Origin of the sequence: Actinopolymorpha cephalotaxi (genome assembly GCF_013408535.1) — a bacterium.
In the GTDB taxonomy this organism is placed as follows: domain Bacteria; phylum Actinomycetota; class Actinomycetes; order Propionibacteriales; family Actinopolymorphaceae; genus Actinopolymorpha; species Actinopolymorpha cephalotaxi.
This window is the reverse complement of record NZ_JACBZA010000001.1, coordinates 5066070-5089043: the sequence shown is the minus strand read 5'-3', so window position 1 is coordinate 5089043 and position 22974 is coordinate 5066070. Positions and strand designations below refer to the sequence as shown.

The 22974-nt window shown below is 71.7% G+C and carries 21 protein-coding genes; 6 read left to right on the top strand and 15 right to left on the bottom strand.

Annotation, left to right across the window (positions count from 1 at the left end):
- Positions 1–328: 328 nt before the first annotated feature.
- The 3 genes from FHR37_RS22535 to FHR37_RS31960 are packed head-to-tail and all read right to left on the bottom strand — an operon-like array spanning position 329 to position 2732.
- Positions 329–883, bottom strand: a complete 555-nt coding sequence (locus tag FHR37_RS22535; protein WP_092882199.1) for a HEAT repeat domain-containing protein — start codon at positions 881–883, stop codon at positions 329–331.
- Positions 880–1773 carry a GIY-YIG nuclease family protein gene (locus tag FHR37_RS22530; protein WP_092882200.1) on the bottom strand — a complete coding sequence of 298 codons (894 nt, stop codon included), beginning with the start codon at positions 1771–1773 and terminating at the stop codon, positions 880–882. Before FHR37_RS22530 ends, FHR37_RS22535 begins: the two co-directional genes overlap by 4 nt.
- Complete coding sequence (locus tag FHR37_RS31960; protein ID WP_092882201.1) at positions 1770–2732, bottom strand: LysR family transcriptional regulator; 963 nt, start codon at positions 2730–2732, stop codon at positions 1770–1772. Before FHR37_RS31960 ends, FHR37_RS22530 begins: the two co-directional genes overlap by 4 nt.
- A 183-nt stretch (positions 2733–2915) precedes the next feature.
- Between FHR37_RS31960 and FHR37_RS22520 the strand changes: the two genes are divergently transcribed.
- Entirely contained in the window at positions 2916–4145 is a 1230-nt protein-coding gene (locus FHR37_RS22520; RefSeq protein WP_202817952.1) for an MFS transporter, read from the top strand.
- 3 nt (positions 4146–4148) lie between these two features.
- Here FHR37_RS22520 and FHR37_RS22515 read toward each other — a convergent pair whose 3' ends face one another.
- Complete coding sequence (locus tag FHR37_RS22515; RefSeq protein ID WP_092882202.1) at positions 4149–4592, bottom strand: winged helix-turn-helix transcriptional regulator; 444 nt, start codon at positions 4590–4592, stop codon at positions 4149–4151.
- 122 nt (positions 4593–4714) lie between these two features.
- On the opposite strand from FHR37_RS22515, the gene FHR37_RS22510 reads away from it, so the two are divergent.
- Complete coding sequence (locus FHR37_RS22510; protein WP_237768647.1) at positions 4715–5650, top strand: NADP-dependent oxidoreductase; 936 nt, start codon at positions 4715–4717, stop codon at positions 5648–5650.
- A gap of 48 nt (positions 5651–5698) precedes the next feature.
- On the opposite strand, the gene FHR37_RS22505 is transcribed toward FHR37_RS22510, so the two are convergent.
- From FHR37_RS22505 to FHR37_RS33260, 3 genes are read right to left on the bottom strand one after another with little or no spacing between them, the layout of a single operon-like run.
- Complete coding sequence (locus FHR37_RS22505) at positions 5699–6421, bottom strand: ABC transporter ATP-binding protein (protein WP_202817953.1); 723 nt, start codon at positions 6419–6421, stop codon at positions 5699–5701.
- A complete protein-coding gene (locus FHR37_RS22500; RefSeq protein ID WP_092882203.1) occupies positions 6418–7173 on the bottom strand; it encodes an ABC transporter ATP-binding protein in 756 nt (251 codons plus the stop codon). Before FHR37_RS22500 ends, FHR37_RS22505 begins: the two co-directional genes overlap by 4 nt.
- Positions 7170–10256 carry an FtsX-like permease family protein gene (locus FHR37_RS33260; protein WP_139238854.1) on the bottom strand — a complete coding sequence of 1029 codons (3087 nt, stop codon included), beginning with the start codon at positions 10254–10256 and terminating at the stop codon, positions 7170–7172. Before FHR37_RS33260 ends, FHR37_RS22500 begins: the two co-directional genes overlap by 4 nt.
- Before the next feature lie 163 nt (positions 10257–10419).
- Here FHR37_RS33260 and FHR37_RS22490 point away from each other — a divergent pair, with 163 nt between their 5' ends.
- Complete coding sequence (locus tag FHR37_RS22490) at positions 10420–11319, top strand: aminoglycoside phosphotransferase family protein (protein ID WP_092882205.1); 900 nt, start codon at positions 10420–10422, stop codon at positions 11317–11319.
- 11 nt (positions 11320–11330) lie between these two features.
- On the opposite strand, the gene FHR37_RS22485 is transcribed toward FHR37_RS22490, so the two are convergent.
- Both FHR37_RS22485 and FHR37_RS22480 read right to left on the bottom strand, forming a co-directional pair.
- The gene (locus FHR37_RS22485) at positions 11331–12137 is read right to left on the bottom strand and encodes a class I SAM-dependent DNA methyltransferase (protein WP_092882206.1); all 807 of its coding nucleotides are present in this window, start codon (positions 12135–12137) and stop codon (positions 11331–11333) included.
- 115 nt (positions 12138–12252) lie between these two features.
- Positions 12253–13065, bottom strand: coding sequence for a class I SAM-dependent methyltransferase (locus FHR37_RS22480; protein WP_092882207.1), 813 nt, complete (start codon positions 13063–13065; stop codon positions 12253–12255).
- Between the two features lie 113 nt (positions 13066–13178).
- On the opposite strand from FHR37_RS22480, the gene FHR37_RS22475 reads away from it, so the two are divergent.
- Positions 13179–13850, top strand: a complete 672-nt coding sequence (locus tag FHR37_RS22475) for a hypothetical protein (protein WP_139238855.1) — start codon at positions 13179–13181, stop codon at positions 13848–13850.
- Between the two features lie 12 nt (positions 13851–13862).
- On the opposite strand, the gene FHR37_RS22470 is transcribed toward FHR37_RS22475, so the two are convergent.
- The 3 genes from FHR37_RS22470 to FHR37_RS22460 form a co-directional block, all read right to left on the bottom strand.
- On the bottom strand, positions 13863–14966 hold the full coding sequence (locus FHR37_RS22470) for an acyltransferase family protein (protein ID WP_092882209.1): 1104 nt from the start codon (positions 14964–14966) through the stop codon (positions 13863–13865).
- 9 nt (positions 14967–14975) lie between these two features.
- Positions 14976–15674, bottom strand: coding sequence for a DUF305 domain-containing protein (locus FHR37_RS31945; protein ID WP_092882210.1), 699 nt, complete (start codon positions 15672–15674; stop codon positions 14976–14978).
- 174 nt (positions 15675–15848) lie between these two features.
- Positions 15849–16439 carry a phosphatase PAP2 family protein gene (locus tag FHR37_RS22460; RefSeq protein ID WP_139238856.1) on the bottom strand — a complete coding sequence of 197 codons (591 nt, stop codon included), beginning with the start codon at positions 16437–16439 and terminating at the stop codon, positions 15849–15851.
- A 179-nt stretch (positions 16440–16618) separates the two neighbouring features.
- On the opposite strand from FHR37_RS22460, the gene dinB reads away from it, so the two are divergent.
- Positions 16619–17809 carry a DNA polymerase IV gene (dinB, locus tag FHR37_RS22455; RefSeq protein WP_092882212.1) on the top strand — a complete coding sequence of 397 codons (1191 nt, stop codon included), beginning with the start codon at positions 16619–16621 and terminating at the stop codon, positions 17807–17809.
- Here dinB and FHR37_RS22450 read toward each other — a convergent pair.
- On the bottom strand, positions 17806–18429 hold the full coding sequence (locus tag FHR37_RS22450) for a DUF2087 domain-containing protein (RefSeq protein WP_092882213.1): 624 nt from the start codon (positions 18427–18429) through the stop codon (positions 17806–17808). The genes dinB and FHR37_RS22450 overlap by 4 nt on opposite strands.
- A 412-nt stretch (positions 18430–18841) precedes the next feature.
- Here FHR37_RS22450 and FHR37_RS22445 point away from each other — a divergent pair, with 412 nt between their 5' ends.
- Entirely contained in the window at positions 18842–20824 is a 1983-nt protein-coding gene (locus FHR37_RS22445) for an elongation factor G (RefSeq protein WP_092882214.1), read from the top strand.
- Positions 20825–20887: 63 nt separating this feature from the next.
- Here the strand turns inward: FHR37_RS22445 and FHR37_RS22440 are convergent, their stop codons facing one another.
- The gene (locus FHR37_RS22440) at positions 20888–21922 is read right to left on the bottom strand and encodes a fatty acid desaturase family protein (protein ID WP_092882215.1); all 1035 of its coding nucleotides are present in this window, start codon (positions 21920–21922) and stop codon (positions 20888–20890) included.
- 255 nt (positions 21923–22177) lie between these two features.
- Positions 22178–22942, bottom strand: coding sequence for an AAC(3) family N-acetyltransferase (locus FHR37_RS22435; RefSeq protein ID WP_139238857.1), 765 nt, complete (start codon positions 22940–22942; stop codon positions 22178–22180).
- Between the last annotated feature and the right edge of the window lie 32 nt (positions 22943–22974).

The window sequence follows — 22974 nt, the reverse complement described above, 5'->3', positions numbered from 1 at the left end:
GTCTCCTTCTTGTTCCTATCGCTGGTATCGACGGCTTCTCGCTCTCCGTCGAGCAGGTCAGCCACATCCACCGGATCGACGCGGTATCCCTCGATGGTGTTCGACGCAGCGATCGCCGAAGCAGTCAAGGAACGCCGGATGTTGTCGACCAACCTCACGGGAACTCGTTGCACGACCTCGCGCAACTCGTGCCGCATGGCGGCGACCTCGACGAGGACCTCTCGGTCGATGGAGACCGGCGGCGGAGTTCGGTAGAGCACACGCCGAGTATGACCCACAGGTTGACTGACGATCCCGCGAAGCGCCGACCAAGATCGCGATCCCGACGTCAGTGGTCGTGGTGGGTGAGTTCTTCGGGGTTGAGGTCGAGGCGGTCACGTAGGGCCGCGAGGGCCTTCTCGGTGGCCACCCGAACGATGCGCTCCGGGTCGTCGGTCAGCCGGAGCAGCGTGGGGAGGTGCTCTCGCTCGGCGACGCTCGCCATTGCCCGGGCAGCGGCGGCTCGGACGCGGGGCCCGGGGTCCTCGGTAAGGGTCACGAGGGTGGGCACGGCGTCGGCAAGTTCGCGGTCACCGGCGATGACCGCGCAGTGCTCGACGACCCGCCACGCCTCGTCGTACAGGCCATGGAGCACGGCGGCCGCGGCCGTGTCGTCCCAGCAGTAGCGCAGGGCCCGTGCGGCCCAGACCCGAGCCCAGTAGGGGTTCGGCTCCTTCAGCAGCCAGGACAGCTCGCCACGAAAGCCCAGCGTCCGCAGGAACTCCTCCTCGCCCGCGGGATCCGCGCCGCGCAGCAGGGCCGCGCAACGCCGAACGACGTCCGCCGATCCGTAGCGGGCACAGGCCTGGCGTACGTACTCTCGCGGCGCTTGCCGGGCATTCATGACGGCGACCCTGTTCTCGCCGGATCGATCACCGGGCTGATCTCCGTACGGACAAGCCGCCGGTACGTGTCGACATCCAAGACCCTCGCACGTACGCGATGACGAAGGCGACGGGCACGCACCGACCGCGGTCCGGAGTCGAAGAACCCGAGTGCGGCGTCACGGTCGCGGCGCAGCGCCGGTTGCATGTACGCCGGCCGGCGGGAGGCCGCCTGCAGCAGTCCGTCCGTCAGTCGGGGACTCGTCCCGGACAGGAAGCGGTGCAGGTCGTCGTGGATGCCCGCCGGCGCCGCAACCGTGAACGACACAGGCGCCGACCTGGTGATCGAGGCCGGCACGTGCAACCCGTCACCGGAAGCCGCCCACAGCAGACGCAGAAAGGCGGTGTAGCCGTCGCTGCAGGTGACCCCGAGGCGTGAGCCCATTCCCTTGCCCAGGTGAGGAAAACAGCCGTAGGCGCGCCCACCCTTGGGTACGACGGGTTCCAGCGTGAAGCTGTGCATCCCTTCCGGCGTCTCCGTCACGACGATGTACGGGACCAGCGGTTCCTTCGTGATCGGGTTCGGAGAGCGCAGGTCAGGGTCGGCGTTGAACAGCGGCCGGAGGGCGAACATCAACTCCTCCTCCCGCCAGAACGCGGCCTGTTCGTCGGCGGCGGGCTCCCAGGCGACCCGGCGTACGAGGTCGTAGCGCTGGTCCAGTCGCGACCGGGGCACCTTCGTCGCCGCGTGCTGGCTCAGCCGCTGCCGGAGGTTCGTCGCCTTCCCGACGTAGATGACCTCCTCGTTGTCGTCGAGGAAGAGGTAGACCCCTGGATGGCGAGGCGCCTCGGCAGCGGCGGCCCGCAGGACGCCGAGCCCCACCGCACCCCAGCCGTTCGCTTCGGTCATGGCCGGACGATAGTCGGCGCGGTGAAGGAGGACCAGGTGGGCAGCCAGAGATCGCCGGCCTCGTCCGGCTGGGACCGGCTGCGGAGGAAGGCGAGCAGCGTCGGCAGGGCTTCGTGCGCGCTGTGTGCGGACCAGAGCGGGTAGAGCGGATACACCGGCGTGGGTGCCACGACGGGAATCCGGCGCAGGTCGTACGTCGCCGGCCACAGGTAGCGGCTGCCCCGGCCGACGAGGGTGGCAAGGCGTGGTGAGCCGGCGAGTTCGGCGAGGAGCGCCTCGTTGCCGAAGTTCGGGGCGACCGAGTCGATCGTCAAGCCGAAGTTGGCAGCAAGCTCGCGGTAGTAGGCGCCGGGTTCGCTGGCGGGCGGCATCGGGAACATCCAGATCGGGTGGTCGACCAGGTCGGCAAGCTCAAGTTGACGGCGGTCCGCGAGCGGGTGGCGGGGACCGACGAGGAGTTCGTGCCGGTCGTACAGCGCGGGCCCGGCGCGAAGCCCCGCAGGAGCGCGGCCGGCGGTCGCGGCCAGCGCGCGGAAGGTGAGGTCGACGGTCCCGTCGGCGAGGGCGGCCAGCGCCTCGTCGCCTTCGAGGAGCGGCAACGTCACGACGTCCAGGTCGATCTCGGGGTGTTGCCGGTGGAACGCCTGCAGCAGTACGGCGGGGGCGATGCGCCGGTTCACCACGTCCACACGCAACGCCCGGCTGGCCGGCAGGACGGACGCGACGGCGCGGTTCTCCACGCGGAGGAGTTCCCGCGCGTGCGGGAGGAACGCCTGGCCGTCGACGCTGAGGCGCACACCCTTCGGGCCGCGCACGAACAGGCGTACCCCCAGATCGCGTTCGAGTGCCGCGACCCTCTTCGACACGGCCTGCTGGGTGAGGGCCAGCTCGTCCCCGGCGGCCTGGAACCGGCCGGTGTCGGCGACGGCCACGAACGTACGCACGGCGTCGAGGTCCACCGGCCGAACCTATCTCCTCGGGCTCAGCACCCTGAACACCTCCGCACCCCCGAACAACTCCGCACAACGGCCGGTTGTGCCCGATCGGCGTGTCGGTTGTTTGGCTGCCCGGCCGCGGTCCGGTTGGCTACCGGTCGGGCAGCGCGCCGCTGTCCGCGACAGGTGGCGACGGGGGAGTGCTGGTTGCGGTCGTTCGGGAGTCTGGGCAGGCGGTTCGGCTGGTTGTGGGCGGCGTACGCGGTCAGTGCGTACGGGACGTGGCTGGGGTTCGGCGCGTTCTCGTTCATCGCGATCCGGGTGCTGCACGCGAGTGCCGCCGAGGTGGCCGCGATGTCGGCGGCCGGGCTGGCGGTCGGTGCGCTGGCGGCTGTGCCGGTCGGCCCGTGGGTGGAGTTCCGCCGCAAGCGTCCGGTGATGATCACGATGGATCTGGTGCGGTTCGGTGCGCTGGTGTCGATCCCGGTCGGCTACGCGTTCGGCGTCCTGAGCATGGCTCAGCTGGTCTGCGTCTCGATCGTGCTGGCGGCCGCCAACATCGCCTTCACCGCCGCAAGCGGTGCGTTCCTGAAGTCACTGGTCGCACCGGGCGACCTGCTGACCGCCAACGCGCGGTTCGAGTCCACAACGTGGTCGGCCAGCGTGGTTTGCCCGACCGTCGGCGGGGCGGCGATCGGGCTCTTCGGGCCGGTGGTGACGATCGCCGCCGATGCGGTCAGCTACCTGCTCTCGGCCCTTGGCGTCACATCGATCGGCGGCCCGGAACCCGCTCCGGCCGGACCGTCGGCCCGCCCGAGCCTGGCCGGACTTGCCGAGGGCTGGCGCCACATCCTGCGCCATCGCCCACTGCGCCGGCTGTTCCTGAACTCGGTGGTGGTCAACGGCCTGATCATGGCCGGCGAGGCGCCGCTGGCGGTGCTCATGCTCGGCGAGCTGGGGTTCCCCGCCTGGCAGTACGGACTCGCGTTCGCCGTCCCCTGCGTCGGCGGCCTGGTCGGCTCCCGGCTGGCCCGTCCGCTCAGCGCGCGCTTCGGCAGCGCCACCGTCCTGCGCGTCTTCGGGGCACTGCGGTGCGTGTGGCCGCTCGGGCTCGTCCTGGTCGGTCCCGGGCTGCCGGGCCTGCTCGTCGTGATCGCGGTCGAACTGGTGCTGATCGTCTGCTGCAGCATCTTCAACCCGGTGATGGCTACCTACCGGCTGCAGGCCGTCGACCACGACCGCGTTTCCCGCGTACTGGCCGCCTGGTCGGTGACCAGCACCGCGGCCAGGGCCGTCCTCATCGCGGTGTGGGGAGTCCTCGCCACCGCCACCAGCCCGCGGTGGGCGCTGGGCTTCGCCGGAGTGCTCCTGCTCGTGGCGCCTTTCCTGCTGCCCGTCGGCGTCAAGGACGACCGGACCGCTGCAACCGTGGGTTGACGCTCAGGGGAGAGACGCGTCGTACTCCTCCCGGTTGGCGAGCACCTCGTTCATGTGCGCCTCGGCCCACTTCTTGATGTCGCGCATCACCTGGTGGAGCGACAGCCCGAGCTCTGTCAATTCGTAGGTGACAGTGATCGGCACGGTCGGGGTCACCGAGCGGGTGACCAGGCCGTCGCGTTCGAGCGAACGCAGTGTCTGGGTGAGCATCTTCTGGCTCACTCCGGCCAGCCGCCGGGACAGCTCGGAGTAGCGCATCGCCCGCGGCCCTCCCGCGCGCTCGCCCCTGGTCCGGTGTGGGCCGTCGCTGCCGAGCGCAGCCAGGATCAGCGCGACCCACTTGTCGGAGATCCGGTCCAGCAGCTGGCGGCTGGGACACTCCGCCAGGAAAGCGTCGTACTCCACCTTCGCCTGTGCCCTCTTCTGGGCCGCCGTCTTCGTCGGCATCGAGCCCTCCTTTTCGCTGACAGGAGAGTTACGCACTTCCAGGTGTGTACTTCCCGATAGAGAGTTATCTCTCCATAGTGGTGGCAGAAGCGATCGAACGCAACGCCACGAGGGAGTACGCCATGAGCACCGACCTGAACACCGCAACCTTCCGTACCGCCGTCGTCCGCGAACCAAGCGGACCCGACTCGATCGAGATCATCGACGTTCCCGTCGTCGAACCCGGCCCGGGCGAGGTCAGGGTCCGGGTCGCCGCCACGGCCGTCAACCCGGTCGACCTCGGGGTCGCGGGCGGCTTCTTCCACTCGATGGGCCTGATCGACCAGCCTGAGCACACGGGTCTGGGCTGGGAGTTCGCCGGCACCGTCGCGGCCACCGGACCGGGGGTGGACCTGCTCTTCGGTGCCCGGGTCGCCGGACTGGTGGCGGGTTTCGACCGCGACTTCGGCACCTACGCCGAACAGCTGGTCGTACCCGCTGCAGACATCGCGCTCGTACCCGACCGGCTGGACCTGACCGTGGCGTCGACGGTACCGCTCAACGGGCTGACCGCCGCCCAGATCCTGGACCTGATCGGCGACGCGCCCGCGCCCAGCGGAGGCAGCCGGCTGCTGGTGACCGGGGCCGCCGGGGCGGTCGGGGGATACCTCGCGGTGCTCGCGCAGGACCGCGGCTGGCAGCTCACGGGCCTGGCCCGGGCCGAGGACGAGGAGTTCGTACGCGGCCTCGGCGCCGACTTCGCCACCCAGGCCGAGCCGCGCTGGGACGCTGTGGCCGACGCCGCGGTCCTGCAGGAGAAGGGTCTTGCCCTGGTCGCCGACGGCGGGATCTTCGTCGGAGTCCGGCCGGGCGCCGCACCGCCCGCGGAGCGCGGGATCACGTCGCAGGCCGTGGAGGTGCACCCCGACGGTGCCCGGCTCGGCGAGCTGCTCACCCGCACCGCGTCCGGTGAGCTGCCGGCCCGGGTGCACGCGGTCCTGCCGCTGGACCAGGTTGCCGACGCCCACCGGGCGGTCGCCAAGGGCGGCGTACGCGGTCGTTACGTCCTCACGCCCTGATCGTTGCGGCGGTCGTGGATCGGATGGCTCACTGAAACTCGACCCAGGTCAGGCGAGTGCCTCGACCTCGGTGAGCTGCCCGTCGACGATGTGCAGGCGGCGGTCGCAGCGCCGGGCGACGTCGGCGTCGTGGGTGGCCAGCAGCACGGCGGCGCCGTGGTCGGCGGCTCCGAGGATGGCGTCCAGGGCGAGGTCGCGGTGGGCCGGGTCCTGCTCGGCGGTCGGCTCGTCGGCGAGGAGTACGGCGGGCCGGGTGGCCAGCGCCTGGGCCACCGCGACCCGCTGCTGCTGACCGCCGGAGAGCTCCTCGACGAGATGCTCGGACCGGTCGCTCAGCCCGACCACGCGCAGCGCCTCGGCGGCCCGGGTTCCGGCCTCCTCGGCTGGTACGCCGGTGGCGCGCAGGGCCAACTCGATGTTCTCCGCGGCGGTCAGCAACGCCACCAGGGCGTACCCCTGGAACACCATGTGCACCCGGCGGTGCGGCCGGGCTCCGTGCCGGTCCAGCGGCCGGCCGTCGAGGGTGACGGTGCCCGCGGTGGGGGCGGACAGCCCGGCGAGCACCGCCATCAGGGTGCTCTTCCCGGAGCCGGACGGGCCGGTCAGGGCGACCCGCTCCCCGCCGCGGACGGCGAGGTCGATGCCGCGGAGGATCTCCTGCCCGCCGCGGGCGAACCGCAGCCCACGGCCGACCAGCTCCACCCCGACCAGCTCCACCCCGGCCAGCTCCACCCCGGTCTGCTCGACCCCGCTCGGATCCACCCCGGTCACGATCGGTCTCCTTCCAGTCCGGGCCGGCCCTGCGAGCCCGACCGCAGCCACGCACCCGCACCCGGCTCCAGCCGCCCGTCGTGGATGGCGTACTCGGTGTCCAGCGCGTCGCTGACGTGCCGGTCGTGGGTGACGACCACCAGCGCGGTGCCCCGCCGCTCCCGGGCGGCCAGCATCAGCGCGATCACCGCGTCGCCGGTGCCGCGGTCCAGCTGGCTGGTGGGTTCGTCGGCCAGCAGCAGGGCCGGGCGTCCGGCCAGCGCGACGGCCAGCGCAAGCCGCTGTTGCTGCCCGCCGGACAGCAGCCGGGCCGGCCGGTCGGCGTACTCGTCCAGGCCGACCGACTCCAGCAGCTCGCCCGCCTCCGCACGGCGCTCGGCCCGGCTCGACGTCCCGGACCGCTGGGCGAACGCGACGTTCTGCCGGGCGGTGGCGTACGGCAGTACGTTGCGGCCGGGCGTCTGCAGCACCATGCCCAGCTTGCGGGCCCGCAGCCGCAGCAACCCTCGCTCCGACAGGGCGACGACGTTTTCCCCGTCCACCGCGATCCGGCCCGACGTCGGGCGCACGAGTCCGGCGAGCAGCGTCAGCAACGTCGACTTGCCTGCCCCTGACGGGCCGACCAGCGCGACCGCTTCCCCTTGCCTTACTCGCAGTTCGACCTCGTTCAGCGCGGTGACCTCGGTGCCCTCGTCGTCGCGGTAGACGTGGGTGAGCCGCTCACACAGCACGGCGGGGGTGTCCACGGTCATGCCGGCGCCTCCCGCAGCTGGTCGAATCTCGACGTACGCATCAGGTTGATCGAGCTGGCGGCGACGACCACGGCGAGCACCGCCACCACGGCGGCCACTGTGAGCAGCACCGGAACCGCGTGCAGGCCGTACAGCATCGGCGGGGTGGTCGGCAGGTCGGCGAACTCGGGTACGACGGGCACCGTCAGCACCGCGCCCACGATCCCGGCGGCGACGCCGATGGCGATGCCGAACAGGATCAGCAGACTCTGCTCGGCGTACAACGCGGTGAACAACGTGCCGCGGCGCACCCCGAGCGCGGACATGGCGGCGAGCTCGTACGTGCGCCGGCGCCCGGTCAGGTGCAGGTGCAGCACCGCTCCGCCGGCGGCCAGCACCGCGCCCAGCAAGGCGCCGGCGAGGAACAGCAGGATGGCCAGTGCGGGTCCCTGTCGTTCGTAGATCGCGGTCTGGTGCGCCGCCGAACTCGTGTCCAGGATGGCCACTCCGGCGCGTTCGAGCCGATGCGGGAAGGTGTCGACCGCGCTCGGCGCCAGCCAGACCGTCTCACTGGTCACGGTGTTGAACCCGTGCAGGGCGCGCTGGGCGTAGGCACGGTCCACGACGACTCCGTGCGTGCCGGCGCCGGGCAGCGCCGGCCCGGTCGACAGCGCGTGCACGGCAAGGGCCTGTCCCGTCAGCCCGGTGATGCGCACCGGACCGGTGGGCGGCCCGGTCGCCAGCGCGGGCAGGGCAGCCGGGGTGTCGGCGATCCGCCAGGTCGGGGTGTCCGCGGCGTTGGCGTGCGTCGTCAGCGTGAGCCCCGAACCGGTCGGGGTGACCGCGGTCGCACCCCCACCGGCCGGCCGCCAGGCATGCGCTCCCCGCGCGCCGTGCGCGTCGGACAGGTGGGCGTCGACGGTCCGCCAGCCGGCGCCGGTCCGGGTGGACACGCCGGTCAGTGTCAGGCTGCCGCCGATCGGGTAGAAGGCGCCGGCCGGACGATCCAGGTGTACGCCCGCCAGCCGGCACCCGCCGGTCAGGCAGGGCAGGTCGGCGGTCAGCGTGTTCACGCCCTCGTGCAACGGGCCGAGGGTGATCGGGGTCAGCCCGCCCTCGCGCTGGGCGACCTCGGCGACCAGCAGGGGTTCCCGGGCGCCGGGCAGCCGCCCCGCCCGCACGTTCACCCGGAGCTGTTCTCCGGACAGCATCACCGGTGGCGCCGCCGTGGTGGTCAGCCGGCCGGTCAACCGGGGGAGTGAGGCCGGGCCGAAGTCCGTACGCCAGAAGGCGATCCGCGCGAACCGGTCGGGCTGTACGGCGAGCAGCTGCACCTGGTCCGAGCCGCGGAACTCGGTGGCCGTGCTGACCGCGGTCGCCTGCCGTCCCGACGGGTCGAGCCGGTTCACGATCGCGGCCAGGTCCTGGCCCGGCGGCGGGCTGACGGTGAGCACCTCCGCGGCGCCGACCTCGGTCCAGGCCCGGTCGTGCGCGTTCGTCCGGGCAACGGCCCAGGCGTCGATCGCGAACGCCACCAGCCCGAACGCCACCGACAGCACCAGGGCCAGCCGGAGCGTGCTCGGGCGCCGACCGAGTTGGCGTACCGCGAGGAACCCTCCGAGACCCGCTCGCCGCCGCCGGGTCCGGCCGAACCCGGCCCGGCACAGCCCCGGCAGGACGCGTGAGCCGATCAGGGCAGCGGCGAGTACGACGAGACCGGGCGCCAGCAGTGCGAGCACGCTGGGGGAGCCGGCTTCGGTGCCGACCGCGCCGCGGCGGGCGAGCACCACAAGTCCCGCGACCGACGCCAGGCCGACCACGACGTCGACCGCCCAGGGCCGGGCCTTGGCGCGCCGGGAGGCCCGCCGCCACTGCTCGACCACCGGGCGCCGGAGCGTACGGGAACCGGCGAGCACCGCCGCCACCGCGGCGCCGAGGCCCGCGCCGAACGCGGCGAGTCCGGCGGCTCCGGTGATCACGACGGGGGTGCTCGGCGCGAGGCTCAGCGAGGCGATGCCGGACACCCAGCCCACCGCGAGCGCGAACCCGATCGGGACGGCCAGCACCACCAGCACCAGTGTGTCCAGCAGGCCGAACGCCACCGTCCGGCCCGGCGGCACTCCGCGCAGCTTGGCCAGCGCCACCTCCGGCCCCCGCGCCTCCGACGCGTTGGAAACCACCAGGAACAGGATCAGCCAGCACAGCACCAGCAGCTGGATCTCGACCACCCAGACAGGCAACGTGAGCTTGTCCCTGATCTCGTCGGCCTCCATCAGCACCGCCACCATCGCGGCCGTGTCACTCGAGGTGCCGTCGGCGGTGAGCTGCTCCGAGCCCTGGCCGTAGGTGCCCAGGTCCTTCCGCAGCGCGGGCAGGTCGGTCAGCCGGATCCGGTCGAGGTCGAGATAGCGGTCCACCGCGCCGACCGAGTCGGTGTCGCCGGGCTGGTCCTCGACGGTTGCCCGTGGTGCGAAGATCGCGTCCAGGGTGCCGCCCTGGTCGCCGGCCACACCCGAGCCGGAGTACGCCGCGAAGTACGGCCGGCCGGCCCAGTAGTCGCCGGTCGGCTCCAGTGGTGCGTACACCCCGGCCACCGTGACCCGGCGGCCGTTCACCTCCAGCACGCCGCCGACGCGCCAGTGCTGGGAGGCGGCTGCGCTCGCGCTGACGATCACCGAGCCGGCCCGGGTCGCGCACCGGCCCTTCTGGATGGTCACGTGCGAGCAGACCCCGGCGCGGTAGACCAGCGGCGCGGGGTTGCCCGTCGTACCCGGTGTGCCCGCGATGGCTCGTACCTGCAGCGACTCCACCGGTGACACCAGCAGGCGGTTCAGGGTCGGCACGGACCGCAGCCGGTGGTCGCTGCGCCGGACCACCTCCTCCAGCCGGCGGGTGCGGACCGTGCCGTTCAGGTGGTCGGTCACGATCCGGCCGATGGGCAACGCCTGGGACAGCGTGTCCCGCAGCACCGACTCCCCGGCCGACCGCAGGAACAGCGGCCCGGTCACCGCCGCACCCACCACGAGCGAGGCGATCACCAGCACCGCCAGGGAAACTCCCCGCCGGAACCACATCCCCCGCAACACCAGCCGGACATCGTGCACCCGGGCACCTTAGCCCTGTCGGCCGGGAGGAGTCCTGCCAGTTACCCGCGCCGTTGCGCCGCGCCGCCTCGGCCGTGGGAAGCGTGAAGAGTGCCAGATCCGCCATCGGAGCAGGCCCGGGCAGCACGGTGATCGTCGGGGACACGTGCCTTAGGGTGCACGGATGATCGACGTGCCCGAACTGTTCGTACGCGAGACCGTGCGTCGCGAGGGCGACACCGGCGAGCGCTGGATCGCCACCCTGCCTGGGCTTGTCGAGGAGCTGCTCGAGAAGTGGGCCTGTACACCGACCGGGCCGGTGATGCACGGCAAGGTCGGCGTCGTCGTTCCCGTACGCCGGCACGACGGATCCCCCGCCGTACTGAAGGTCTCGTTCCCGCATCCGGGCAATGTCGACGAGCCGACCGCCTACGCCGCGTGGGCGGGCCGCGGGGCGGTGTGCCTGTACGAGCGGGACGACGCGCGGTTCGCCATGCTGCTGGAGCGCGTCGAGCAGACCACGCTGGTCGAGATCGAGGACGACGACGAGGCCGCCGCCGTGTGCGGGCGGCTCACCCGGCTGCTGGCGGTGCCGGCCCCGCCGGGCCTACGCCGGCTGAGTGACCGCGCGGAGGAACAGGAACGCGAACTCAGCACCGCGTCGCAGACGTTGATCAGCCACGTGCCGCGCCGGGTCGTCGACGCGGCCCTGGCCACCATCCGCGAGCTCGGGCGCGAGCAGCCGGAGACGCTGGTCCACGGAGACCTGCACTACACCAATGTCGTACGCGCGAACCGTGAACCCTGGCTGGTGATCGACCCCAAGGGCTTCGCGGGCGACCCGGCGAACGACGCGTTCAGCGTGGTGGTCGGCAGCGCCCAGCGTCAAGTGGCCGTTGACGACCTCTGCAGACAGCTGCGGCGACGGCTGGCGATCTTCGCCGACGCCGCCGAACTCGAACGGGAGCGGGTGATTCGCTGGGCGCAGGCGCACTCACTTCTACACGCCTGCTGGGCGCGCAACGCCTCGGACCCGGAGGGGACGGCCGCGCTCGCCGAGCGAGTCGCGGCCGTCCTCACCTGAGCGCGACGAGCTCAGACCTTCTCCCAGACGGACACGTGCGTGGTGCTGTCGGCGGTGAACTCCGAGCGGTCCCAGCCGGCCCAGCGGTGCTTCAGTCGCATGCCCGCGATGCGTGCCATCAGGTCCATCTCGGCCGGCCAGGCGTACCTGAACGGGATCCGGTAGAAGCGACCCTTGCCGTCCGGGCTCACGGTGACGTGGTTGGAGCTGAACTCCTGCGTCACCACGTCGTACTGGTCGAATCCCACGTACCCACCGCGGTGTCCGTCCGGTGCCACCGTGAACGGAACGGTGTCCTGCCCCGGCGGCAGCCGGCGCAGATCCGGTACGCCCACCTCGATCAGGAACAGCCCGCCCGGACGCAGGTGCGCGGCCGCGTTGCCGAAGACGTCGACCTGCCCGTCCTGGGTGGTCACGTTGCTGATCGTGTTGAACACCAGGTAGACCAGCGAGAACTCGCCGGCGCCGTCCACCCGCGTGCTCGTCATGTCGCCCATGGTCAGCGCGACCGCGTCGCCGCCCGGTTTGGAGCCGATCCGCGCGGCCATCGCCTCGCTGAGCTCGATGCCGCTGACCGGGACGCCGCGGGTGGCCAGCGGGGCCGCGATCCGGCCGGTCCCGACGGCGAACTCGAGGACGGGACCGCCGTCGGCCAGGTCCTCCAGCACGTCCACCGCCGGCGTGACCACCTCGGGTGCGTTGGCGGCGCCGCCAGGGTCGTCGTAGCTCGCGGCCACGCTCTCCGGGAACCAGCCGTCGGCAGGGTCGTCGTTCCGCGCGTCAGCGGAAGGGCCGTTGTCGTTCGCCTCGTCACTCACGGCCCGAAGGCTATGCCCGAGGCGGGCCGGTCCTCACGTCCTTTTCGGTGGCCGGCGAGTCGTGGGACGCGAGAACGTATGGAGGCCACCACGCCCCGTTCGGGCCTTGCCTCGATCAGCTCCGCGCCCGGGCCAGCAACGCGGCGTGGGGGAGGGTCAGCAGACCGTCGGTGTCCGCGAACTCCGCGCTGAACTCGTCGAAGAAGGCCTTGATGTCTGCCCGGACCGCGGGCGGCTGGCTCTGGATCAGCTGCCCGGTGAACGCCACCCCCGCGGCCGGTCCCGCCCACCACTCCTCGGCGCCGACCCGGTGGTTCCAGTGCAGCGTTTCGCAGGACACCTCCCGCAGTCCTGCCGCCGCCAGCAACGAGGTCAGCCCCTCCGCGGTGCGGGCGAAGTCCTCCTCGGCCTGCAGCGGCGGAAGGTGCGGCGGCCGTCGCGCCCCCGCGGCCTGGATCGCGCGGCCGATCAGCGACTGTCCCGGCGCGGGCGGCGTCGGCCAGATCGTCAGCGCGACCCACCCGCCGGGGCGCACCACGCGGCGCAGTTCGGCAACGGCGGACCGCGGCTGCCCGACATGGTTGAGTACGAAGTTGCCCACGACGGCGTCGAACTCCCCGTCGCCGAACGGCAGGTCGGGAAGGACGGCGACCCGGCAGTCGGCGGCGGGGACCGCCGCACGGGCGAGCTCGACCATCGAGGGCTCGGCGTCGACGGCGGTCACCGTCGCGCCTCTGGCGTACGCGGCGGCGGCGACCGTACCGGGGCCGGTTCCCACGTCCAGGAGCCGAACGCCGGGACCCACCTCGGCCGCGTCGAGCAGGTCCGGGACCGCATGCGCGCACAGCCGGGCGAACGTGTCGGCATACGCGCCGGCCCGGCCGGCCCAGATCGTTCGTTCGCTGTCGTCGAAGGTCGTCGCCGACACAGGGCACCTCCCAGAAACCGCATTCGACACCCGCGTGATCAAACCGGGCCACACCCTAGGGCAGCCGTCCGGCGCATCGGCCTGCCGTCCGGGGGCGACGTAAACTCGCTGGCATGCCTACCGGCGACGGCGGTCGGCAGTACGAACCGGCCCGAACCACTCGTACGCAGCGAATCGCCCTGGCATTTCGTCAGCGTGCGGCCGAGACACGCGCGCTCGCCGCGAGGTTGCGCAGAGGGGCCTCCGAGCGCCGCAAGCTCCTCGCCGCGCATGCCGGCGAGGCGTCCATGCGCCGTAAGCGGGCCGCCGAGGACCGTGCTCGGGCGTCGGCCGAACGCGAACGCGCGGGCAAGGATCGCAGCCGGGTGTCGCATCTGCGCGGTGTCGCGGCCGACGCGCGCCGCCGGCTGGAGGAGCTGCGCTACATCCAGGCCACCGAACGCATGCGCGCCGCCAACGAACGCGACCAGCTCGCCGACCAGCGCGACCGTGAGGCCGACGTTCGTGACCGTGACGCCGATCAGCGGGAGCAGGCCGCCGACCAACGCGACCGGTCCGCCGACCTGCGCAACCACGAAGCGGACCTGCGGGACCGGATGTCGGACGACCGCGAGCACGGTGCCGACGAGCGCGACCATGACGCCGACACCCGGGACCGGAACGCCGACGAACGCGAAGAGGCAGCCGACGAACGCGAACGCGAACACGAAGCCGACGAGCACACCGAGATCCCCGACCAACGCGAGCACCAGGCACGTCAGCGTGGCCGCGCAAGCGGAGGTTGACACCGACGGGGTTCACCCGTCCGTTCGGTCTGTTCGGCCCCTCGGCCACAGCTGGGGCCGCCGCCTCGCGGCGAGGTCCTCGACCCAGCCGAAGACCAGCACCGCCACCACCAGCAGCGGCCAGGTGAGCACGAACTTCCACCAGTTCGTCCGCAGGGGAAGGGCGTTCGCCAGCGACGGCACGCTCCACATCCAGTCGATCACCAGGACCGCGGCGATCAGCGCGAGCTCGTGCCACAGGTAGATGGTGACGGCGCGTGCGTTGAACACGTACACCAACCTGTCCACCGTCCACACCCGGCGGAGCCAGCCGAGGTCGCGTGGCCGGAAACGCAACAGGAGAAGGACGAACCCGAACGACCAGTACGCCTGGGCGAGCGGGATCGGACCCAGGTCGTAGGCCTGCCGGGTCTGGTGGGTGAGGGCGTACCAACCGCCGAAGGCCATCGCGGGCACGGCGAGCACGCCGACCGTGCGAGGTGACAGACGTGCGATCTGCCCGCTGTGGTGGGCGAAACCCAGCAGCCAGCACGCGCCGAACACGGTCAGGTCGGTGACGATCCTGCCCAGTGCCGCGGAGTCGCCGGTGTCCAGCACCCCGAACTCCAGCAGGGTGACCGCCAGCAAAGTCGCGGCGATCAACGGCACCGGCAGCCGCCGGAAGACGGGCAGCACCAGCGGGGCGAGCAGGACGAACCACAGGTACGCCCGGACGTACCACAGCGGCTCGTTCACCTGCCACGCCCACTGGCTGAACGGCGGGTCGTCCAGTGGTACGACCCACAGCAACAGCCGTGCCCACCACCCGGAGGCCTGGGACGGGTCGGGAGGTCCCCAGCCGTGCAGGAACATCGCTGGTACGACGAGGGCGGCGAAGACGCCGAACGGCACCAGCAGCCGGCGCATCCGGGTGCCGACCACGGATGGCGCCGAACGGCGTTCCAGCGAGGAGGCCATCAGCGATCCGGCGAGGGCGAACATGACCCCGAGGGAGGGGAAGAGCAGGGTCAGCCAGGGCCAGCCGAACGCGTGGTAGGTGACGATGCGGACGAGGGCCAGCGCCCGGAGCAGGTCGAGGTACCTGTCCCGGCCGACCCCGGACGCCGGCTCAGTCACCTGGGTGGTTCACAGCTTCCCGGACAGAGCCTGCATCTTCGCGATCTCGGCCGGGTGGTGGGCCACGATGTCCGTCGCCAGCTTCTTGGCGGGCGGGTACAGGCCCTTGGCCTTCTCGATCTTCGACTCGTCCACCGCTTCGGAGTACTGGTGGATCATCGCGTCGAGGTACATCTTGTCGAACTCCTTGCCGGACGCGTGCCGCAGATCGGACAGCTCGTGCTCGTCCGCCGCCCCGGGGCTGGGGCTCGCCATTGCCTTTCCGGGGCTGGGCGAACGCGTCGCGTGCGGCGTCACGCCCATGGTGGGCACGGGCTCTCCCCACGCCTTCAGCCAGGCGCTCAGCTCGGCGATCCTCGGTGCGTGCTCGGACTTGGCCTTCACCGCGAGCGCCTTGACCTGAGCGTTGGTCGCCTTCCTGGCGGCCAGGGCGCTCATCGCCACCACTTCCTGGTGGTGCTCGACCATCTCCTCGGTGAACTCCACGTCCTGGGCGTTGTGCTTGCCGGCCGGAGCTGTCACGCCGGCCGGTTTCGCCGGGGTTCCGGTGCCCCCGCCGCAGCCCGCGAGGAGGGCGGCGACACCGACCAGGGCCGCGATGGCGAGGACGGAGTACGCGCGCGGCATCGTTCCCCGTACGACCGTCCGCGCGGCGGTCCGTGCGGCGCTGTGCGCGCTCTTGTGTACGACGTTCTCTGCGGCACTCACGTGAGTCCCCCGGATGTCCAGACGTGCAGGAGAGGTGGCATGCGAACCGTCGTTCCGGCAACACCGGACAGACGGTCCCCACCGCTGCGTACCCGTGGAGATCGGCGGGACCCGCGGTCCCGGTCCCCCCGTGGTCCTGTGGGATTGGTCCGATCGACCCGGTTGACCCGGTGATCAACTGCCCTGCGGCTGCTCGTCCCGCGGGTCGGGCCGTCGGTCGTCACGCCGGTCGGCCCCCTGGGCGCGCCGGCACAGCAGGCCCGCGCCGGCGCCGAGCGCGATCCCCAGCGCCCATCCGGCCAGCACGTCGGTGGGCCAGTGCCCGCCGAGGTAGACCATGCAGACCCCGACGAAGGCCGTGCCGGCGGCCAGGACAAGCGTCCACAGAAGTCGCGCCCGCGAGGAGGTCCAGGTCGTCGCCACCAGGACGGCGGTCGCGGCGGCGGAGGTGAGAGCAGCGTGGGTGGAGGGCATCGACGCGCCGGCGAGGTGGACGAGAGCGAGATCCGCCGGCGGCCGGGACCGGCCGAAGAGCTCCTTGAGCAGCCTCGCCACGGCACCGGCGGTCACGACCGCCAGGGCGACCGCGGCGGCCTGGCGGTAGGCGCGCCTGGCCACGACGACCACGACAGCGAGGAGTACGACGACCGCCAGCGCGGTGAGGCTGTTCGCGACCCACATCAGGGCCCGGGCGGCGCCGGTGGCCCAGTCGCTGCGATGCGCGGCGACCAGCTGCATGATCGGGTCGTCCACCCAGCCACCCACGCCGCCACCGTCCTCCCCGCCCAGGCGCGCGCGAGGATCGGGCCGCCGGATGAATCGTGCCGTACGCCGGCAGGCCGCGCCAGCCGATCTCGTCCTCTGCCGAGACCGGCCCGGCATGGTGGGTGGCGGATTCGGTCGTGACCTCGCGCCCGAGCGCTGAGTTATGCGAACATACGTTCGTGACGGCGGACGCGACCATCCTGCACGCCGACCTCGACGCGTTCTACGCCTCGGTCGAGCAGCGTGACGATCCCGGCCTGCGTGGTCGCCCCGTCATCGTCGGCGGCGGTGTGGTGCTGGCCGCGAGCTACGAGGCCAAGGCCCATGGCGTACGCACCGCGATGGGTGGGGCACAGGCCCGGCAGCTGTGTCCTCAGGCGATCGTCGTACCACCCCGGATGTCGGCCTACTCCGACGCGAGCGCGGCGGTGTTCGAGGTGTTCGAGCAGACCACCCCGCTGGTGGAGGGGCTGTCGATCGACGAGGCGTTCCTCGACGTCGCCGGGCTCCGGCGGATCTCCGGCACGCCGGCCGACATCGCGGCGAAGCTGCGGCGCGACGTGCTCGACCAGGTGGGCCTGCCCATCACGGTCGGGGTGGCCCGGACCAAGTTCCTCGCCAAGGTGGCCAGTGGCGTGGCCAAACCCGACGGGCTGCTCGTGGTGCCGCCCGACGGCGAGCTGGACTTCCTGCATCCGCTGAAGGTCGGCCGGCTGTGGGGAGTCGGCGAGGTGACCGCCAAGAAGCTGCACGACCGGGGCATCACCACCGTCGGCCACGTCGCCGAGCTTCCGCAGTCGGCGCTGGTCGCCATGCTCGGCCAGGCGGCCGGCCGGCACCTGCACGCACTCGCCCACAACCGCGACCCGCGGCCGGTGCGGGTGGGGCAGCGCCGGGGTTCGGTCGGTGCGCAGCGCGCGCTCGGCTCGCGGCCGAGATCCGCGGAGGAGGTCGACGCGATCCTCATCGAACTGGTCGACCGGGTGACCCGGCGGATGCGTTCGGCGGGGCGCACCGGCCGCACCGTCGTGCTCCGGTTGCGGTTCGCGGACTTCTCCCAGGTGACGCGGTCGCACACGCTGTCCCATCCGACCGCGCAGACCCACGAGATTCTCCAGGCGGTACGCGGGTTGCGGGCCGCCGCAGCGCCGACGATCGAACGCCGCGGGCTGACTCTCGTCGGCGTGGCCGTCGGCAACCTCGACGACGACAGCGCGGTCCAGTTGGCGTTGCCGTTCGACCGCAGACAACACGACGCGCTCGACGAGGCGGTCGACAAGGTGCGCCGGCGCTTCGACTCCGGGGCGGTGACCCGGGCCGCGCTCCTCGGCCGCGACGAGGGCATCTCGGTCCCGTTGCTGCCCGACTAGAGCTCGAGCAGGTCGGCCGCCTTGTCGGCCAGTGCGTACACGCTGTCCCGGTCGCGGGTCATCACGCCCACGTCGACCATCAGCCGGCGCAGCGTGGCGACGTCGTCGTCGACCTCCCGGACGATCTCGTTGACCTCGGCCTCGGTGTAGGAGACGCCGCGGTCGAAGTAGCTCGCCAGGAAGTACGCCAGGTCGTCCAGGTGCGCGTCCTCGACCGGGAAGCTGGTGAGCCGGCCGTGGGAGAACATCGGCCGCAGATGCGGGAAGTCCTCCAGCCGGCGTACGACCGGATTGATCCCGTCGAGTTCGTGCGCGGTGTCTCGCAACAGGTCCGCCCGCACCTCGATGCGGGGTCCGTCGGCGGCGATCAGGCCGACCGCGGTGAGCCGTCCGTACAACCTCGCGGTGTTTCGCGCGTCGAGTCCCAGTGCCTGCCCGCAACGGCTGACCGCGGCGCGCTCGCCGGGTTCGCGTTCCAGCATCCAGCCGAGCACCCGCACCGCGTCCGGATCCGCGAGCGTCGTCAACAGTGCCGCCGACGTCGCCAGCACAGCCGTCACCGTCGCCTGTCCCGTCGCGTGCGCCGTCATCTGTGCCGTCACCGAAGGAACCCGCACCATCCTCGCCTCACCTCGTTCGCGCTGCCTCCGCCGATCAGCATGGTGAGCACCGCGGTGGTCCGGCAATCGGTTATCGGGCGGCACCCCGTCGGCGGTCTTCTTCGAGGTGCCCGCCGGCGGCTACGAGCTGTACGTACGCCCGGACGGGTCGGTACAACTCACGGTTGACATCCGGGGGGGCCACGTCCCCGAGGCCGACCGGCCGAGCTGACCGGCCACGCTTCCGTCCGTGCCGCGGCGGAAAACCGGTTGCCGGACCGGCGGCGAGGGTGCTTCACTCCGGCCAGCCGACCAGGCCGATCCGGCCGTCGAGCAGCCGAGCCCACCGGGGCCAGCCAGGAGGAGACACCGATGCGAGCGGCGTTCATGTCCATCCGAGAAGGGATCTTCATCTACGTAGAGGACATGACGCGTGGCGCGGACGTTGAACCTTGGGATCGTGGCCCATGTCGATGCGGGTAAGACGAGTCTGACGGAGCGGTTGCTCCACCTGGCGGGGGTGATCGCGCAGGTGGGGAGTGTGGATGCGGGCAGCACGCAGACCGACACCTTGGAGTTGGAGCGTCGCCGGGGGATCACGATCCGGTCGGCGGTGGTGTCGTTCGTGCTGGACGGTGTCACGGTCAATCTGATCGACACTCCGGGGCACCCGGATTTCATCGCCGAGGTGGAGCGGGTGCTGGGGGTGCTGGACGGTGCGGTGCTGGTGGTGTCGGCGGTGGAGGGTGTGCAGGCGCAGACCCGGGTGCTGATGCGGACGCTGCGGCGACTTCGCATACCCACGCTGATCTTCGTGAACAAGCTCGACCGCGGCGGCGCGGATCCCGACCGCGTGCTGGCCGCGATCGCGGACACGCTGACGCCGGCCGTCATCGCGATGGGGGCGTCCCACGATGCCGGTACCAAGGCGGCCCGGTTCGAGCCGTACGACGACACCGACGGCGCCGACGGCACCGGCTTCCGGGCGGGCCTCACCGACCTCCTCACCGGCCACGACGAGGACCTGCTGGCCGCGTACGTCGAGGACGAGGCGGCGCTCTCCTACCAGCGGCTCCGCGGTGAGCTCGGCGCGCAGACCCGGCAGGCGCTGGTGCACCCGGTGTTCTTCGGCTCGGCGGTCACCGGTGCCGGGGTGGACGCGCTGGTCGCCGGCATCACCGAGCTGCTGCCCGGCAGGGAGGGTGACCCGGACGCACCACCTGCCGGGACGGTGTTCAAGGTCGAGCGCGGGCCGGCGGGGGAGAAGGTCGCCTACCTGCGGATGTTCTCCGGTTCCCTGCACGCCAGGGAGCAGGTCGGTTTCAACCGGGGCGAGAGCGCGAAGATCACCGCGATCCGGGTGTTCGACCACGGTGCGGCCGTTCAGCGTACGTCGGTCACGGCGGGCCGGATCGCGAAGGTGTGGGGGCTTTCCGACGTACGGATCGGCGACACGATCGGTGTCTCGGGAACGACCGGCGACCATCACTTCGCGCCGCCGACGTTGGAGACGGTGGTGGTGCCGATCGACGCCGCCGACAAGGGACGGTTGCATGTGGCGTTGACGCAGCTGGCCGAGCAGGACCCGCTGATCAACCTGCGTCAGGACGACGTCGCCCAGGAGCTGTACGTCTCGTTGTACGGCGAGGTGCAGAAGGAGGTCATCGAGGCCACCCTCGCCCTGGAGTACGGCATCGACGTCACCTTCCGCGAAACCACCCCCATCTGCGTCGAGCGCCCGGTCGGCACAGGTACAGCCGTGGAAGTCCTCGGCAAGGACGGCAATCCGTTCCTCTCCACGGTCGGGCTTCGCGTCGAACCGGCCCCGGTCGGCGCCGGCGTGCGAGTCGAGCTGGATGTCAAGCTGGAGTTGATTCCGCTCTACGTCTTCAAGTCCGTCGAGGAGTTCCGGCAGGCGGTGCGGAACACCGTCGTGGACACACTCCGGCAGGGGCTGCACGGCTGGCAGGTCACCGACTGCGTGGTCACGCTCACCGACTCCGGCTACGTCTCGCCGGAGACCACCGCGGGCGACGTTCGCAAGCTGGTCCCGCTGGTGCTGATGAGCGCGCTCGGTCAGGCGGGGACGGAGGTCTGCGAGCCGGTGCATCGTTTCCGGCTGGAGTTCCCGGCGGACACCCTGGGTGCCGTGCTTCCCCTGCTGGGACGGCTGCGCGCGGTTCCGGGCGCGCCGCTGGTCCGCGGCTCGTCCGGCGTACTGGAAGGCGACGTGCCGGCCGCCATGGTGCACGAGTTGCAGCAGAACCTGCCGGCAGCAACCCGCGGGGAAGGCGTGCTGGAGTCGGCGTTCGACCACCACGAGCCGGTTCGGGGCACCGTCCCCATCCGGCCCCGCACGGACCTGAACCCGCTCAACCGCAAGGAGTACCTCCTGCACGTCCTGCGCGGAGTCTGACGCGATCAGGCGGGAACTACCGGAAGGGGAACCAATGCCGCACCGACCCCTTCCGGTGGCCGGTCAGTTGGGCTGCCGGGACACCCGGGCGGGCACCGCCGCGCGCCGGGAGCCCCGGAGTCCGGCCCCGACACTGTGGAGGTAGGCCAGCGCCTCGCCGTAGGAGCGGATCAGTCCCGTCTTGTGGTAGCGAATGCCGTGCTCCTCGCAGAACGCCTGGACCAGCGGTTGCGCACGGGACAGGTTCGTCATCGGCATGGTCGGGAACAGGTGGTGCTCGATCTGGTAGTTCAGCCCGCCCAGGGCGCGGTCGACGAACCATCCTCCGTGGACGTTTCGGGACGTGAGCACCTGCTTGCGGAGGAAGTCGAGCTTCTTCTCCTCCACCAGCGGCATGCCCTTGTGGTTGGGGGCGAACGAGCAGCCCATGTAAAAACCGAACAGTCCTTGGTTGACCGCGAGGAAGACCAGCGCCTTGCCCGGCGAGAGAACGAGGAAGAGCGCCGACATGCAGGCGACGGTGTGCACGGCGAGCAGGACGCTTTCCAGGGCACGCTCCTTGACGTCGCGACGCCACAGCGCACGGACCCCGGACACGTACAGGCCAAGGCCTTCCAGCAGGAGCATGGGGAAGAAGAGGTACGCCTGCCAGCCGGTGAGGGTCCGGGCGAGGAAGCCGCGTCGTTCGGCGGCCTGTTCGGGACTCCACGCGATCCCGCCGACGCTGACGTCGGGGTCCTCGTCGACGTGGTTGGGGTTGGCATGGTGGCGGGTGTGCTTGCCGATCCACCAGCCGTAGCTCAGCCCGACACCGAGGTTGCCGAGCAGGATTCCGGCACGGCGTGCGGCCCGCTTGGAGGTGAACACCTGCCGGTGCCCGATGTCGTGGGTGACGAACGCGACCTGGGCGAAGATCACGGCGACCACGGCCGCCAGCAGGATCTGCCACCAGGAGTCACCCAGCCAGACGAACGCGGCACCGGACGCGGCGAGCATCAGCGCCGCCGCCGTGATGCGGACGGCGTAGTGGCGCGAACGCGGAGCGAGTAGGCCGGCCTCGCGGACCCGGCGGGTGAGGTTCGCATACTCGGACGACATGCGCGCACTTCCTGACCTGGGACGGATGGGGCGCCTTACCGGATCGCGGATCGGATCTGATCCTTGTCGGATCGCCGACCGCACCGGATCCCCCCGAGGGGTGCGTGCGTCTGCGGACATGCACGGTGAACGTGATCTTCGCCGGAACACTGCCGGACAGATACGACATCCGGCCCCTTGGCGACAGGCGCGGTAGGCACCTCGAAGTGGATGTCGTCGACTCCGAGCCCCGACAGTACCCCAGATCCTGGAGCCCTAGCTGCCCGCAGCCGTCCGGACGAAGTAGCGCGGTGCGGCGCGGAGCACCTCGACGCCGAGCGACACCAGGCCGCTCGCGGGCATCAGCCGGGCGGTCGCCGCGCCGACGGGACCGGTCGACTGGAGACCGCGCTGCACCAGCAGGGGTTCGATCGCGCCGAAGTTCCGGGGGGTGCCGTACCGGTGGACCCAGTAGTCCCGCCGCTCGGTGCGGCCCGGCAGCGTCAGCACCGCGCGGACCGGCGCCGGCTGCAGGTGGTAGTCGGACCCGGCGACCTCCTCCACGTGGTGCAGCGTCGTGTTGGACTCGTGGTCGCAGCCGAGCAGCAGGATCATTCCGGCCGGGTCGGCCGCGAGTCGCGCGTACGGCGAACCCGGTCCGCACGGGGTGACGCAGTCCTCGTGGCCCTCGGTCAGCCGCCGGGCCGCCGCGCCGATGGCCGCCACCGAATGCGTCGGGTGCGCGGACCGGACGGCGCCGTCCCAGGTGCGTACGGTCTCGGGGATCACCCCGGTCGACGACGGCGTCCCCGCGAGGTCGAACACCACCTCCGCATGCGGGCCGACGTGCTCGCTCCCGGTGAGCGTCGGCGCCAGCACCGTCCCTTCCGGACCCACCGTGTCGAGCAGCGCGCGTACGACCGTCGCGGCCCCACCGTCGACGTGGCCCATCGACGACAGCGACGAGTGCACCAGTACGTGGTGTCCGGGGCGCAGGCCCAGGTGGCCGAAGGCCGTACCGAGGTGTTCCGCATCGATCATGCGCGCCACCCTAGGACACGCCCTGAGCCCGA

Excerpts from the sequence above, each read along its gene's own strand:
- FHR37_RS22440 (WP_092882215.1), bottom strand. The coding sequence starts at position 21,922 with ATGTCGTCCGAGTATGCGAACCTCACCCGCCGGGTCCGCGAGGCCGGC.
- FHR37_RS22515 (WP_092882202.1), bottom strand. The coding sequence starts at position 4,592 with ATGCCGACGAAGACGGCGGCCCAGAAGAGGGCACAGGCGAAGGTGGAG.
- FHR37_RS22500 (WP_092882203.1), bottom strand. The coding sequence starts at position 7,173 with ATGACCGTGGACACCCCCGCCGTGCTGTGTGAGCGGCTCACCCACGTC.
- FHR37_RS22435 (WP_139238857.1), bottom strand. The coding sequence starts at position 22,942 with ATGATCGATGCGGAACACCTCGGTACGGCCTTCGGCCACCTGGGCCTG.
- FHR37_RS22535 (WP_092882199.1), bottom strand. The coding sequence starts at position 883 with ATGAATGCCCGGCAAGCGCCGCGAGAGTACGTACGCCAGGCCTGTGCC.
- FHR37_RS22475 (WP_139238855.1), top strand. The coding sequence starts at position 13,179 with ATGCCTACCGGCGACGGCGGTCGGCAGTACGAACCGGCCCGAACCACT.
- FHR37_RS22510 (WP_237768647.1), top strand. The coding sequence starts at position 4,715 with ATGAGCACCGACCTGAACACCGCAACCTTCCGTACCGCCGTCGTCCGC.
- FHR37_RS22490 (WP_092882205.1), top strand. The coding sequence starts at position 10,420 with ATGATCGACGTGCCCGAACTGTTCGTACGCGAGACCGTGCGTCGCGAG.
- FHR37_RS22450 (WP_092882213.1), bottom strand. The coding sequence starts at position 18,429 with ATGGTGCGGGTTCCTTCGGTGACGGCACAGATGACGGCGCACGCGACG.
- FHR37_RS22530 (WP_092882200.1), bottom strand. The coding sequence starts at position 1,773 with ATGACCGAAGCGAACGGCTGGGGTGCGGTGGGGCTCGGCGTCCTGCGG.